Raw genomic sequence first — 15,048 nt, forward strand, 5'->3', positions numbered from 1 at the left:
GCCCTTCGGGCATATTTTTTCCTGTGCCTTCCTGCTTTTCCTATGCGTCCGCGTTCAGGTATTCGTGCAGATACCGGCGCAGCACCACGCAGGCTGCATGAGTGTCCCGCTCACCGTCATCCGCAAGGACACGATCCATCACCCTGGCGAGAACGGCGGCGGCCTCTCGGCCCGGGCTGAAAACAAGGGAAAACCCAAACTGTCCCTGCAGCACGCCGGTCCCGGCATCGTGGACCATGGCCACGATCTCGCCATGGACGACTTCCTCGACCTCAAGGTCCACTTCCTGACCGTCAGGCAGAATGGTGGTCCGGATCCCGTCAGAGTCCGCACTGTCGGGGACCGCATCGAGAACGATCCGCGCAGCCGCCTCGGCGTCCGTCGCCGTGACCCTAAAATCGCCGGCATCCGCTTCAAACAGGCGCTCAACCAGCGTGACACGAAAATCAGGCATTGCCGTCCTCCCTTACCAGGACAAATTCGCTCAGTGTCTTGGCTTCCCGCCATGGGCAGTGCCACACCATCACGTCCTTTCCGCAGATTTCGGTGACAGAGCCGCGCTCTCTCAGCCGGGCCAGCTCGGCCGACGTGACTCTGGGAACCGCCGTGAAAGCGGAAAATTCGACTACTGCCGCCTCCACGCTCTCATAGGGTCCCCGCCATCGGCGGGCCGCGGGCGGATAGATTTCAGGCGTCCGGATCAGAACCCCACCATCCGGGTGGAAACCCAGTTCAACCACATACCTGCCGATCAGACGCTTTTCCGTCATGTATTCATCGGTCATCACGGTTCTCCTTCGCCGACGCAGGTGAACGCGTAACCTGACGTTCCGGATAAGCCTGGTTGGGGCGCATCGCAGAATTTCGCGGTCGACGTCCTGCCAGAGGCCGTTGCTGGCTCACCGCCCGACGTCACCACTAGGGGCGACGGGCCGTGAGCCAGAGCCGTACGACGGCAACAGCCTCGCTCAGCTGAAGCCTACAAACTCAACATGCGTCCTGAGGAATTCTTCTGGTGTCTGCGATGGCGGAGCCGGACTTTCCGCCCTGCCATGCGGCACCTCATCCCCCTGATCTGCCGCCAGGTCTGTGGGCGTGTCAGTCACTTCATCGAGCTCAATGCCCGTCGCGGCAGGATCATCGGTTCCCGGGCCATCAGTCCGCGCACCAGCATCCACGTCGTCTTCCGGGTCGATATCGTCGTCATGCTCCAGTTCCCCATCATCGTCATCCGCTCCGGATGGTGGGGCAAGCGCTTCCGCGAAGGTGGCGTTCAGCGCTGCGACATCGACCTGGAAACGCGCAGCAGGATGCACCCAGATCCCCTGCCCGACATGGTCCATCAGGGCGCGGCGCATTTCCTTACCGGTATTGCGCGGCAGGATACCTTCCGCCTTTATGGCCTTCGTGATGCCGGACTTGCTGAGCGTTTTCAGGAAGTCTTCATCCGCCATGACAGGCAGATGGTCGTCCGCTTTCACGATATGGCCGACCAGGACACCCCAGTCGCCACTATTCGTCGCGTTCTTCTCGCAGGACAGAACGGCTTTGAGCACGTCGACAGCAGCGCCACGCAGGAGCGCCTCGTCCAGCGCCATCTCGCCATCCTGGAACAGTCCGGCGGCAGCCACGAGCCGGCGTGACGGACGGCGCTGCGGGTAGTGCGCGTTGGAATCCCCGTCCACCCGGACATTCTGCGCGTTGAGGGCCGCGATCATCAGCCCGACCAGGACCCATGGATCGGCAGAGCCCCGCATGCCGTCCAATGCGGCATGCAGCGCCTGGGTGCGGAAACTGCCGATCATGTCAAAACCGCGCCCCGAGATATCGGGCCGTTCCCGTGGCCCTTCGGGCAGGGCTTCAATGACGGCGGACGGCGTCACGCGGCCTGCCGCCTCGCTGCCCGGCAGGACGCACCAGCCCTCGCGAACCTTCAGGCGATGATCGAGCCAGAAGAATTTCGTGGCGCCCTCGCGCTGCCAGTAGATCCGCACCATGCCGGGTTCGAAGATCGGCTCGCCGTTCTCGTCGCTCTGCAGGATCAATGCGTCTTCAGGCGTGTTCTGACCCAGCCACTGGCGCTGCGCCTTCTCATAGGCGAAGCCGTCATCGGTATAACGGCCGTCCTTCCCGGCTTCACCGAACAGATCTTCCTGCCAGGCGATCCGGCAGCTTTTTGCAATGGCGTCATCAAACGAGGCCTCGATTGCATAAAAACGGTCCTGCCGCAGGGCTGACGCAATCCGGTCCCAATCGGGGATGGCAGCACCGGGTTCCCAATTTCCGTCGGGCTGTTGCTCGCCCTCATCTTCGCAGGCTTCGACATCCTCGGGCGGCGACGAGCCAACCGGAAACCCGAAATGGCCCCAGACCTGTTCCTGCAGCGCGGTGGACGCAAGGGCGATGCTCGCCAGTTCACGATTGCCGGGACCCTTGCCCGCCTCGATCCATGCAAGAATCTCAGGCAGGATGGCAGACAGGCGGCCGATCTGCTTCAGCTGCACCGGTGTGAGCATCAGCGCCTTGCAGATCGCGGTGTCATTCCACTTTTTTTCCTCCCGGAGCCTGGCGACAACCCGCCACTGTTCAACCTGGGTCATGGGCTGACGGATCATGTTCTCCGACGCGGCACGCATCCGGTCCAGTTCCGCATCATCGCCTGCCACCGTCACCTGAATGGTTTTCAGCCCGGCCTTGACCGCGGCACGCCGGCGGCGATGCCCCGCAACGATCATCAGGCCGCCCGGGGTTTCGCGGACCAGAGGCGGGTGGATGATCCCGACGGCTTTGACGTTCAGCGCCAGCTGGCGCTCTTCCGCCTCGTTGGGCGCGGATTTCCGCGGGTTTTCGGGGTTATCGAGCAGGGTTTTCGGATCAACTTCGCGCAGTTCCATGGTTTTTACTCCGTGTTCTCAGGACGCCTTTCCTGATGCACCCCGGCGGCCAGCACCGGGCTGGCGGGGCAAGGGCGCCGCGCAGCGGCGGCACCGGACCCGCGCGCAGGCGGCGCAGACGCCGAGCACGGGGAGGCGCCACCCCTTGCGGCGCCTGGCCGGAGATGGCAGCCCTTCTCAGGCTGCCGCCTCTTCTTCCTTCTCCCTGTCCTCGGTGTCGTCATGCACCGGGTCTTCATCGGTCGCGGTCGCCGCCAGATCGTCTTCCAGCGCTTTCAGCTCGGCGCGCTTTTCATCAAGCATCGCCTGTTCCGCGAACGGCAGGCCCAGACGGGCCCGGTAGGATGGCAGGCGACGCTGCGCTTCCTCCCGCATCCGGATTGCGTCACGGAGCGCGTCATCGATCCGAAGCAGCGCATGTTCAAGGCGCGAGGTCAGCCCAAGGCCCTTCGTGTCGTCCTCGACGGCGATCTCAATGCGACCCGAGCGCGCTTCCACAAACAGCGTCACGTCGACCGCGCACTTTTCGCCGCGCACGCGACGGCCAGGCCCAGCTTCGCACATGACGGCGAACCCACCGATGCGTCCGAGGTTCCAGACCCCTGACTCGCCGTTCTTCGCCGCCAGGCGGACCTGGGACAGGAGCCATGATCCGGCCTTCTCACGTTCGCTGACATCCCCCTTGTCCCTGCGCAATACGAACGCATCCCCCTTCGTGGGCTGACGGCAGGCGATATCCGCCTCGATAAGCGGGATCTGGCGCTCCGCGCCCGCAATCTCACGCTCGGCCCGGTCGATGGCACGTTTTACGGCGAACTGGTCGTCATAATGGGCGGCCGCCAGTCTCTCGAGCCGCGCAAGATCGGCCTCCAGCCCGGCTTTGTGCATCAGCCGGGCATCGCCTGAGGCAAGCGCCTTGGCCATGGCGAACTGGTTTCCCCCTTCCCCGCCAATGTCCTCAATCCGCCGGATGGAACGGTCACCTGACATCGCAAGTCCAATAAAGCGCTGCTTGCGTTCGAGGAGCTGCCAGTTGGTCGCGTCAACAGAACCCTGCTGGGCGTAGGCGTAGAGTTCGATTTCCGCGTGCTGGTTGCCCTGCCGCTCGATACGTCCCTCGCGCTGGATGATGTCGGAGACCAGCCACGGCACGTCGAGATGGTGCAGGGCCTTGAGGCGCTGCTGGGCGTTGACGCCGGTGCCCATGGTCGCCGTCGAGCCGATCAGGATCCGCTTGCGGCCGGCATTGAGATCACCGAACAGCTTCTGCTTCGCCGCACTCTTCCTGTAGTGCTGCATGAACGCGATTTCCGCGCGCGGCACGCCCAGGCGGATCAGTTCATCGCGGATCCACGTATAGGCGGAAAAACCGCGTGTCTCCATCGCGCTCTCGGTGCCCAGATCCGAAAAGACCATCTGCACCGCCCCCGGCAGGTCGTACGGCCGACCGGTTTCAGGATCGCTGTAACGGCTTTCCGATGTCTCCTGCCAGATCCGGAACACGTTCCCGATCATCAGGTTCAGCTTCGATGTGTCGTCATTCGTGGCGAGAGGGGCGACGAAACGCAGGTCGATCGCGGCATGACGGGCATCCGTGATGACGGACAGGAGGATGTCATCGCCCTTCTGGGGGCGACCCTGGCGTGCTTCGATGGCGTTGATGCGGGCCGCCAGCGTCTTCTGGTAGGCCCTGAAGTTATCGTTTGTCGGCGCGACAATAATCTCGCGACGTCCGCCCCGGATCGCTGGCAGATTCACGTACTGGCGCAGGTCATCGTGCTGCACGACATCCGCGAAGTCGCGATACATCGCCATGAGGTCGGCGACGTTGACGAACTCGGTGAAGCGCGTGACCGGCTTGTAAAGCCCGCTTGGCTGCAGTTCCAGTTCGGTACGGGTTTCGCCGAAATTGGCTGCCCAGGCATCGAATTCATGCAGGTAGCGCTTCTGCAGCGCCTCAAGATCCATATAGCGGCTGACCGTCCACATTTCGGCGAGCGTATTGGTGATCGGGGAGCCGGACGCCATGATCAGCGGACGTTCCGGATTTTTTGCCGCCAGGTAGCGCGTCTTCACGAAGAGATCCCAGGCCCGCTGCGAACCGTTCGGATCGACCCCCTTGAGGTCGGACTGGTTGGTTGCAAAACTCAGCTTCCGGAACTGCTGCGCTTCATCAACGAGGATCTGGTCGATGCCGATCTCTCCCAGATGCACGAGATCGTCCTTTCGAGCCGAAAGGCCTTCCAGCTTCGCCTGCATCTTCTCCTTCATGCTCTCGACCCGCTTGCGCGACAGGCGGTCGGCTGCGTCGACACTTTCCAGCACTTCCTCGTAAGACGCGATCTGCGCCTCGATCATCTGCCGCTCGAAATCCCCCTCCACCGGGATGAACCGGAACGCATCATGCGTGATGATGATCGCATCCCAGTTTCCGGTCGCGGCCCGGGCAAGGAACCGCTGGCGCTTTGCCTTCACGAAGTTCGTCTCGTCGGCGACGAGGATCCGCGCAGTCGGATAGAGCATGAGGAATTCGCGGGCCATCTGGGCGAGGCAGTGACCGGGGACGGCGATCATCGCCTTGCTGATCAGCCCAAGCCGCTTCTGCTCCATGACGGCCGCAACCATCGAGAACGTCTTTCCGGAGCCGACCGCGTGCGCGATATACGTGCCGCCCGCAGCGATGATCCGCCAGATGACCCGTTTCTGGTGGGGGCGCAGGCTGATCGTGGTGCTTGCACCGGGCAGGCGCAGATGGGAGCCATCAAACGCGCGTGCAACCAGGTTGTTGTAAGTATCATTGTACAGCCGGACCAGCCGCTCGGCCCGATCGCCATCCTGCCAGACCCATGTCTCGAACGCACGCCTGATCGCTGCCAGTTTTTCCTTTGCGGCTTCCGTCTCCTGTGTGTTCAGTTCGCGGTGCTCATTGCCATCGCCATCACGCCAGACATCCCATATTTTTGGCGATGCCTGCGTCAGGGCATCTTCCAGCAGTTCGCCGGCATGTCGCCGTTCCGTCCCCCAGACTGACGTAGCCTCGGCCTTGCCCATGAACGCCCGTTTCTCCACGGTCCAGCAGGCGACTGCGGGTGCGTGATAGATGACCGTTTCGACCCCGAGCACCTCGGCGGTAAAGGCGATGATGTCGCTGACCGGCAACCACGGAGCGCCAAGGCGCGCGGTGATCTCCGATGGGCGCAGATCGGCTGGCTGGACAGCTTCCAGCGTCGTGACGTTCCGGGCGTAGCGTCCATCGATCCGGGCTGCATCGCGTGCCTCTTCCAGCTTGGTCCGCACGGCGCCGGAGAGCATTTCATCAGCCGTGACCCAGACATCGCGACCGTCCACACTCCGTACCGGATCGAGATAGACCGCATCCCCCAGTGCGGCCGCGACCTCAGCTTCGGACTGTCCCATGAGTTCCGCGATCCGCGGCATTTCCACGCCGCCTGTTTCATGCAGGCAGACGGCCAGGGCGTCATGGGCGGAATGGATTTCGGGTTCGACAGGCGCATGAATGACCCGTTCCGAGAAAATCGGTCCCATCCGGCCTTTCTGTGTCGCCTCGTCGTATTCCTCGATGGACGAGACCAGCCAGACGTCGGGATCATCGAAGAATGGCGTGAGGTTCGGTCGCCGCTGGGTTTCGTTTTCGACCCCGGTGTCCGGATCGATCCGGACCGTCACATTCATCAGGTTGATCGGGCCGAACTGTCGGACAAAGCTGAAATAGGCACGCTTCAGGTCACCCTGGAGGCGTCCATAGGGCAGGTTCTCCATCTGCGCCCGCAGGACCGCGCGTGCCGCATCCCGGACGGGTATCAGCGCGGTAATGATCCGGGCATGCTTCTGGAAGAGGCCATCCTTCTGCTCCCCCTTCCTGATGGCGACAGTGGTGGCCTGTCCGTCGCGGATCTGTTGCAGGACGCCTTTCGTGACGAAGTAGGAGCCCTCTTTCAACTGGGCGCCATCGGCAGCCGTGCCGACCAGCACACCGGCTCCCGCCGGCCGGACAATGCGCTGGTCCAGGGGTTCCGGAAAGCGCACGTCCTGCCCGATCCGGCTCAGGGCCTCGGGCAACATCACATCGAGCCTGCCGTCGGCACGCGCGTCGCATGTGTAATCGGGACCGAACTGGGTGGTGGTCCAGCCGTGACGGCCAAGCACCTGCTCCGGATGGTCGAGTAAGTAGCGATTGACGAGGAGCGGACCGTTACCCTGGTCGCTATCCGCAAGTGCGCCGGTTTCCAGCCAGGTCTCATCATCGGCCATGTCGCCGATCATGCGCTTGCGGAACACCAGTACGTCCACCACCACGTCCGTGCCGGCGTCATCGCGCATTGCTCCGGCCGGGAGCCGGACTGCCCCCACGAGGTCAGCCATGTCGGCAATGGTCCGGCGCGCGGTGCTGTCCGTCTTGTCCAGCGTATGGCGGGACGTCACGAAAATTGCGATGCCGCCCGGGCGAAGTGCTTCGATGGATCGGGCAATGAAAAAATTATGCAGGCTCAGGCCAAGCCGTCCCAGACCTTCCGGGCCACGGACGGTGCGATTGGAAAAGGGTGGATTACCGATCGCAAGGTCATACCCGTCTGCGAGCTTCACTGTCGTGAAATCCTCGCTGCGGATCCACTGGTTCGGATAGAGCCTGCGTGCGATCCTTGCCGTAATGGGATCATTCTCGATCCCGGTAAAGGCGATGCGTCCCTCGAGCCTTTCTGGTCGGGCCGCGATGAAGAGACCGGTCCCACAGCCGGGTTCAAGCACGGAACCGCCTCTGAAGCCCATCTGCAGCACTTTGTTCCAGAGTGCGTGCACGATCAGTTCAGGGGTAAAATGCGCATATTGTGTCGCGCGCTTCAGTCCTGCCCTTTCAACGTCTGTTGTGGAGGCATGGATCGCTTCGCCAATCTCTTCCCAGCCCGGGCGGGCGCTATCGCTTCCGGATGGAAACAGATTGTTCGCCAGTTCTCCTGCTCCAAAGCCGATGAAACGTGACAGGACGATCTGTTCGGGGGACGAGGCGTTTCGGTCTGCTTCTTCGATCTCCTTGAGCAGTACGATTGCCAGTGCATTGTCCCGGGCCCGCTGTTTCCAGGTGTCAGCGAGGCCTCGGTCGGCCACCATATGAAAGTCGATCTTGGGAAGGGCCATCGCGGCCGGTGTGGCGGGCGGGACGGGGGGGGCGCCGTCTTCGCCTTCAAGTTCGCCCCAGAAAAGGTCGTTCTGGGTATCTGAGAGAGCGGTTGAGCCGAAGAGGTTGAGCTGGAACGACATGGCCGTGCTCCGTACAAACGCCGGCACCCAGCGCTGCTTCTGCAGGCCGGGATGTTTCCGGGTCAGGTTTTCGGGATGTCAGGAACGGGCGTGCTAATCAGGTTGTGTTGCCTGATTACTCTTTCCTTCAGCTCTCATTGCAACCGGGTCGGGCAGTGCGGGGCAAGGGTGCCGCGTAGCGGCAGCACCGGACCCGCGCGCAGGCGACGCAGACGCCGAGCACGGGGAGGAGCTACCCCTTGCGGCGTGCTGGTCGATCTGGTGCTTTTATATACTGGCTTATATTTCTATTATGGCTTTTTATTATCGGTTTATTAGCTTTTGGATTCTCGAATCTAAATCATATCCCTAAAGGGGTATTTCTCGATTGGTGTAGTTGCAGAGATTGCGACGTTAATTCAACGTCGAATAAGCTGCTTCTTCAAGGGGGGGGAAGCTGCTGCTTACATACCGGAACGTAATGCGTCTTAGCGCGAACTGAGGATGGAATGCAAGGAAGGCAGACTTATCCCCAACGGTCGAGTTAGAAGGTTATTTTTAAACTGTTAAAAAGTTAAAGGCTGAAAAGCGCTTTTAATATCATTTAGTTAGGTGCTATTTCTGTGCGCGATGTTCCGATAAGGCGTGCGCGATATTCCGAAAGAAAACGTGCGCGATATTCCGTTGGGATGTGCGCGATGTTCCGATAAGACGTGCGTGATATTCCGAACGAGAATCGCGTTGCTGTGAATAATGGGAGTAATCATCGTCGACAGGGCAGAAGGCATACCTTGCGACCGTCAAGAACAACTGCAACAGGCCTCCAATTTTTGGGAATGGATATAAGAAAGAGAAAATTTCGGAATATCGCGCACGCTGGAAAAGGCATTAGGCCAGATATTCGGAATATCGCGCACATTAACGATCTTCACCTTGCTAATTCGGTTATCAAGTTCACGCCGATAGTTGCCCAAGGTGTTGATGAGGCGCAGTCTCTGCCCAAACGCCATGAATTCGGAACATCGCGCACGTTTAAGGTAGGTCTCTGGCGTTCGGACGTCCGTGCGTTTGATTCCTTGGGCGATGACAAGTTATGGCATCCGATAACTAGCAGGCTTGATATCTTGGGTATTTTGCGCTTCACAGCCGCCCAGGAAAACAAATGCGACAGCGTCTCATGGTTCGGAACATCGCGCACATGTCCTGCTCATATTTTATCGCTAAGATTGTGATTCTCGATGTTCAAAAATCACTACGGGACGCCCTCCCCTTGGACCTACTTCGAGGGATAGCTGATAATCGGGGATAACGTCATCGCCTATAATTTTGAGAAGATCTCTTTTGAAAAATCGTAATTCGCGTGTAGTACCGATTTTCTTGGCGAGTTTATCTAGACTAATTTTCCATATTTCTTGGTTACCAAGATGCTTTCGTCCGATCTCATAAATACGGCGACCCAGGCCACTATCGAGACTAAAATAAGTGGGGTTAATTGTCAGCACCCTGCGTTCCTTGACGAGGGCACGAAACATCCAGTCATTGAGCGTAATTTCAATGGCTGCCATAATTTTACGTCCAGTCGATGTTTTCCGCTCGACTACGCGCCATGTCTCTATCCAGCCAAACCCGCGCCGGTCGCGTTCGTCTGCAGATTCGATTGTTGTCATGATGTTCGTAGATCTCAGACGATGAAGCGCGTCGAGCAAAAGGTCGTAGCTGCGCTTACCTGTTCCTCGACCGGTGACGCGCAGGAGATCATGCGCAGCGAAGCGGACTGTATGGTCGACAGTCATTCCTCGCTCAATGCGTTCATTGATAAGAGAGACGACATAAAGAAGTATGTCTTTATCCCAAATCGTCGCAAGCCCTTTTGGGCCAGGTTCTATGGTAATTTGTATTTTCCCGTCGTCATATACCAGAGGCTCCATGCGCGGTTGCTTCTGGATGCTGAAGAACGGATATTCCATAAGGGCTCTGTCATCCTTTAACGGAGCCCCTATTAGGGAGTCGACAAACAGGTCAGCTTCGTTGCTAGCCATTATCTACCCCAGCCCTGCCTTTTGTGCGCGATGTTCCGAATGCAAACAAACCGGTTAATACAACCAGGGTCAATGATTCTCTCGTCAGTGTTACGTATTTTCATCACCGAGCACCTGATCAATCTCGGCCCGGAGCCTTCGCAAGCGTTCACGGTCTTCCGAATTAAGCGGGAGTTGTTGGGCACGGACTTCACTTAGACGCTGGGCCATCCTGTCTACGGATGTAAACGTAAATCCGGAAGGTTTGCGGGTCGGTGCGGATTCCGGCCGTTCGAGGTCAGCTCGACCCAGTCGAATAGCTTTTACTGTGAGTTGTCCGGTTCTGGCTTGTTCAATGAGTTCTTGTTGTCTCACAGGATCCGGGACTCTTGCGAGTTCCACAAGGGTATTTCGTGCCACACCTCGCTCTGACGTCAACTCTTCAAGGATATCGGTTGGGAGCGTCAGGATTTTCAGGATAGAGCTAATTTCGCCGCGACTTTTTCCAAGAACTTCACCTGCCTGGCTCTGGTTCCAGCCTCTTTTTTCAATCAGTCGTTGGATGCCGGTTGCTTCTTCCAGAGGGTTTAGGTCCACTCTCTGAAGGTTCTCAATGAGCGCTGCGACTTCAGCATCACCGTCGTGTTCAATTGCAAGCATGCTGGACCAGCCAGCATGTTGCGCGGCTCGCCAACGGCGTTCGCCCGCGACTATGACCCACCGTTTGTCGGATTGTGAGTTCGTGACACGACGTACGAGAATGGGCTGAAGCTGTCCTTCAGCGACCATTGTTTCTGCCAGTGCTGCGATACTCTCGTCGTCAAAACTTTTTCGTGGTTGGTCCGGATCTGGCGCTACTTCTGTCAAAGGAATTTCGAATGTATGTCGAAATTTGCCGTCCTGGCGAACAAAACTGTTGCTGGCGTCGTCAATGAGCCCAGCGGCTACGCCAAGAATAGGAGATGGGGCTTTTGTTTTGCGTCGGGTTGCCATCACGCATTACCTTCAGGCTGTTCGATATCTGCAAGCGGAAAATCTGTCTTCGTTTGGAGTGCTTGTGCCAGCCGAAGGTACGGTGCCGTTGCGGCCGCTGAAGAAGAGGACTCCAACGCAATCCTGCCTGCGCGCGCAGCATGACCGTACACAGCGCTTGAAGGCACGGGTTCCAGAACTGGGGCGCGATCTTTCATCATGGAACATAAGTGTTGAAGGACTTCACGGTCCACAGATTTGCGTGCGTTATATTGCGTCGGTAAAATACCAAGAAGTCGAAGTCCTGGATTCAGACGACGCTGGATCTTGCCAATTGTGCCGATAATCAGGCCAACGCCCATTGTGTCGTAAGGCTCGGTTCTCACAGGGACAATTGCATCATCGGCAGCAGCAAGGCTCATCCATGTAAGCATGCCGAGATTGGGAGGTGCATCGATCACGATCCAGTCGTAGTCCTCACGGACAGGATCAATGGCTTCCCGTAGCGCGGCGTCAAAACCGGGCTCTCTCCGGCCGTCCGTTTCAGCTAGGTCAATATGGCTGGCGATGAAATCGAAGGGCAGCTCGCGTCCGTCTGGTAGCGTGCCTGCCGCAACCACGATTTCAGAGAGAGGTTTCCCACCGAGAATGAGGTGGGCTGTCGTTTTACCCTGATGATAAAGTTCAACACTGGCGCCAGCGAGTATTCCGGCTGTAGCTGTTGCTTGGGGATCCATATCAATGAGAAGAACGCGTCCTCCCAGTGATGACAACGCGTATGCAAGATTGAGCGAAGACGTTGTTTTCCCAACGCCGCCTTTTTGGTTTGCCAGCACAAGTATTCTTGCAGAATCTTGAACTGCGCCAGCCATATTACGTATCACCTCGGCGACATCATCCGGGATCGGTTCTTTATCGTTTTCCCAGCGGCTAATCTTGGGTTTATCATAGCTTCGGCCAAGTCTGCGGTTGAGTTCATCTTTGATGTCGGCCTGACTTAATCGCAAAGTCAGTCGGCTATTTCGAAATGTTTGACCGTTCATTATGGCTTCCCCAGACAGACTTTTGATGCGTAAAATAGCATCAACATCAACGATGATGGTTGATGTTGATTGTTATCAGTCTTTCTTGTCAAGGAAAAAATCGACGACATATGGGCTGATATGAAGCCCTAAATTGGTCTTCGAAAGATACGATCAATGTGTTCCTGCTTCTCGTCGAAGATCTAACCCGGCCCAGGTGCGGCATGTTAGGACCATATTATAGATTACTTGTGTCTTGAATGAGGCTTTGTCAAAGCGGACAAATCATTAAAACGAGGCATAAATCAGCCGAGGAGATAGCGATCAAAGATATAATGGAGGATGATATTTTGCTGTGCGGCGTGTTACGATAGTCTTCTGGTTCTAGTTCATCCTTATGCTCAATGTTCGGACGTCAGAACATTCTCAGACGGAATTTGTAAGGTCCTTCTCGGATGGGAGGAATACATCCCATCGCAAAATGCGCGAACGTCAGAGCATCGGAGCATATGCTGATGTTCGGACGTCAGAACATCAGAGGGCGCGTGCCGGATTTTTATGAGCAGTGGTTCTGGACGTCGTTGGGCACCGAGATCGTGGCCGCCTCTTTGATTGCACTCCCACCAAGTTCAGGAAACCTATCGAACATGAATTTACCCTGACTGGGGACTTTGACGTGCCCCCCTTTTTGTATCCACTCAAAAGGAGAGTTCCCGTTTTTCATGGCTTGGAGTTGATGGAATAGCAAGGGTCTCGGGGGCATGCCCCCGAGACCCTTGTCTGGCGACCTGATCTGGTGTCCTGCCATTCAGTTGGGAATGTGGGCGTACCGTATTGTAGTCATCCCGCCAGTCAGCCAGAATCTGGCGGGCATGCGTCAGGGACGTGAACAGCGTTTCGTTGAGACATTCATCCCTGAGCCGGCCATTGAAGCTTTCGACAAACCCGTTCTGCTGCGGCTTCCCCGGGGCGATATAGTGCCATTCGATTTGCATCCCGTCGGCCCATTTCAGAATGGCATGGGAGGTGAATTCCGTCCCGTTGTCGCTGACAATCATGAGGGGTTTGCCATATCGCTCCACCAGAGTTGTCAGTTCCCGCGCCACACGTCCGCCTGATAGCGATGTGTCGGCAACCAATGCCAGGTTCTCCCGGCTGAAATCGTCGATAACAGCCAGAATGCGGAACCGGCGGCCACAGATCAGGGCGTCGGACACAAAATCCAGGCTCCAGCGCTGCCCAGGTTCCTGGGGGACGGTCATGGGAGAACGCGTCCCCAAAGCTCGCTTTCGGCCTCCCCGATGACGGACTTTCAGCCCCTCCTCCTGATAAAGGCGGAACAGCTTCTTGTGATTGGGGTTGAACCCTTCCCGCGCCAGAAGATAGCTCAGGCGACGGTATCCAAAGCGGCGCCGCTGGCCCGCTAGTTCCCGCAGACGCTGGCGCAGGACGACATCGTCCGCCCTGGTCGAAATATAGCGCGCAACACGGCGGGCAAGACCGACAAGCGCACAGGCACGGCGTTCACTCAGGGCCAGAACACCGCGAATATGGTCGACCGCCTGCCGCTTGGCGACAGGCGTCACCACTTTTTTCCAACGATTTCCTTCAGCGCTGCATTATCCAGCATGGCATCCGCCAGAAGACGTTTCAGGCGGCTGTTTTCATCTTCCAGCGCCTTCAGCCGTTTGGCCTCGGACACTTCAAGACCACCATAGCGGGTCTTCCATTTGTAGAAGGTTGCGTCACTGATCCCGTGTTTTCGGCAAAGATCAGAGACCTTCAGCCCAGTTTCCTGTTCCTTCAGGATCCCTATGATCTGCTCTTCCGTAAAGCGACTGCGTTTCATCCGTCCGTATCCTTCTCGATCGGACTCTACTCTAAAATGGGCACATTTTCGGGGGGCACGTCAACTTGGATAATGCGTCGTTTTTCCTCATCGTCCACTGTGAGCGATCGCAAGGTGTGCGATGTCGATGAGGGGGCAGCAACCAATTCCGCTGTCTTCATGTGGCCGGCGTTTCATCCGAAAGACCGCCATGGAACGTAATCGCTGCAGCGAGACGTTTGCTGGACATGGTAAGACAGAGCACTGCCGCGCCTTGGGGGCTCTAGTCTATGACAGCAAGGCGGATCGCAGCATCGGGATGGACCAGGACGCTGTCATGGCGCTCATCGTCGAATGTTCAGGAGGCCGACCTGTTAATCACGTGGAGATGAAGGTACGGTGCAAGCGGATTATCGACGTTCTTTTTCAAGGCATGAAAGAAGCGAGAGATAGGTCACGCTGCTATATATGCCGTTTTGCTTTGAACTAGGACGACGTAAAGCTGTCACGAGACCGAGACACCGGGATTAAATGACCGGTTTCTTCAGGTTAGTTCCCAGCACTAGGTCGTTCGCCTCCCCCCCCGCTTTCCTGTATGTTGTCTATAGAAATAACAGACCGGTTGGCCACCCGTTGTCGCCGGGTTCCGAAACGGGCGCGGGCGGCTTTGGTTAACGGCGTAAACAGGCTGATGATCGTGCCCTCGGGATCACGGAACTGGGCCGTGCGGTTGCCCCATGGCAGCAGCTTTGGCTCAATCACAACGTCCACTTTGTTTTTCAGGCGTGCGAATACGGCATCCACGTCATCAACCCTGAATTCCAGAATTGCGGTGCGGTTTGCCCCCGGTTCGGCAGTTCCTTCCCTGAACAGGGCGACCGTCTCGGCGCTACCGATCGCGAGTGTCGCGCCAGGGGTGACGATTTCGGCAAACTGAGGTGCAAGCCATTCGGCAGGCTGTTCGGTCACCAATTCATAAAATGCAACCATGGTGTTGATGTCAGCGGCAATCAGGCGGGTAGAGGCAAACTTCATCGAGCGATTCCTGCATAAGGTTG

General features: G+C 58.0%; 8 protein-coding genes and 1 pseudogene. All 9 read right to left on the reverse strand.

Features of this window, described 5'->3' with window-relative positions:
• Positions 1 to 40 precede the first annotated feature (40 nt).
• Positions 41 to 454 (reverse strand): hypothetical protein, encoded by a 414-nt coding sequence (locus ACE2AA_RS16535; RefSeq protein ID WP_025813059.1) that lies wholly within the window; start codon positions 452 to 454, stop codon positions 41 to 43.
• Entirely contained in the window at positions 447 to 785 is a 339-nt protein-coding gene (locus tag ACE2AA_RS16540) for a hypothetical protein (protein ID WP_025813057.1), read from the reverse strand. Before ACE2AA_RS16540 ends, ACE2AA_RS16535 begins: the two co-directional genes overlap by 8 nt.
• A gap of 183 nt (positions 786 to 968) precedes the next feature.
• On the reverse strand, positions 969 to 2,894 hold the full coding sequence (locus ACE2AA_RS16545) for a ParB/RepB/Spo0J family partition protein (protein WP_183481461.1): 1,926 nt from the start codon (positions 2,892 to 2,894) through the stop codon (positions 969 to 971).
• Positions 2,895 to 3,071: 177 nt separating this feature from the next.
• Positions 3,072 to 8,171: a lactate dehydrogenase gene (locus tag ACE2AA_RS16550; protein ID WP_395372415.1), complete on the reverse strand. Its 5,100-nt coding sequence runs from the start codon at positions 8,169 to 8,171 to the stop codon at positions 3,072 to 3,074.
• A 1,199-nt stretch (positions 8,172 to 9,370) separates the two neighbouring features.
• Positions 9,371 to 10,189 (reverse strand): replication initiator protein A, encoded by an 819-nt coding sequence (locus ACE2AA_RS16555; RefSeq protein WP_010511482.1) that lies wholly within the window; start codon positions 10,187 to 10,189, stop codon positions 9,371 to 9,373.
• 90 nt (positions 10,190 to 10,279) lie between these two features.
• A complete protein-coding gene (locus ACE2AA_RS16560) occupies positions 10,280 to 11,161 on the reverse strand; it encodes a ParB/RepB/Spo0J family partition protein (RefSeq protein WP_010511481.1) in 882 nt (293 codons plus the stop codon).
• Positions 11,161 to 12,183: a ParA family protein gene (locus ACE2AA_RS16565; RefSeq protein WP_014106763.1), complete on the reverse strand. Its 1,023-nt coding sequence runs from the start codon at positions 12,181 to 12,183 to the stop codon at positions 11,161 to 11,163. The genes ACE2AA_RS16560 and ACE2AA_RS16565 overlap by 1 nt, the downstream gene beginning before the upstream one ends.
• A gap of 677 nt (positions 12,184 to 12,860) precedes the next feature.
• Positions 12,861 to 14,011 (reverse strand): IS3 family transposase gene (locus tag ACE2AA_RS16570; protein WP_395372417.1). Its coding sequence is split into 2 segments (ribosomal slippage): positions 12,861 to 13,753 and positions 13,753 to 14,011, totalling 1,152 coding nucleotides; the frame shifts between segments, so codons are not numbered across the junction.
• 618 nt (positions 14,012 to 14,629) lie between these two features.
• Positions 14,630 to 15,025 (reverse strand): annotated as a pseudogene (locus ACE2AA_RS16575) (VOC family protein); the annotation flags it as partial.
• Positions 15,026 to 15,048 lie beyond the last annotated feature (23 nt).

Source organism: Komagataeibacter diospyri, assembly GCF_043995075.1.
Classification (GTDB): domain Bacteria; phylum Pseudomonadota; class Alphaproteobacteria; order Acetobacterales; family Acetobacteraceae; genus Komagataeibacter; species Komagataeibacter diospyri.

Excerpts from the sequence above, each read along its gene's own strand:
- ACE2AA_RS16555 (WP_010511482.1), bottom strand. The coding sequence starts at position 10,189 with ATGGCTAGCAACGAAGCTGACCTGTTTGTCGACTCCCTAATAGGGGCT.
- ACE2AA_RS16545 (WP_183481461.1), bottom strand. The coding sequence starts at position 2,894 with ATGGAACTGCGCGAAGTTGATCCGAAAACCCTGCTCGATAACCCCGAA.
- ACE2AA_RS16550 (WP_395372415.1), bottom strand. The coding sequence starts at position 8,171 with ATGTCGTTCCAGCTCAACCTCTTCGGCTCAACCGCTCTCTCAGATACC.
- ACE2AA_RS16560 (WP_010511481.1), bottom strand. The coding sequence starts at position 11,161 with ATGGCAACCCGACGCAAAACAAAAGCCCCATCTCCTATTCTTGGCGTA.
- ACE2AA_RS16565 (WP_014106763.1), bottom strand. The coding sequence starts at position 12,183 with ATGAACGGTCAAACATTTCGAAATAGCCGACTGACTTTGCGATTAAGT.
- ACE2AA_RS16540 (WP_025813057.1), bottom strand. The coding sequence starts at position 785 with ATGACCGATGAATACATGACGGAAAAGCGTCTGATCGGCAGGTATGTG.
- ACE2AA_RS16535 (WP_025813059.1), bottom strand. The coding sequence starts at position 454 with ATGCCTGATTTTCGTGTCACGCTGGTTGAGCGCCTGTTTGAAGCGGAT.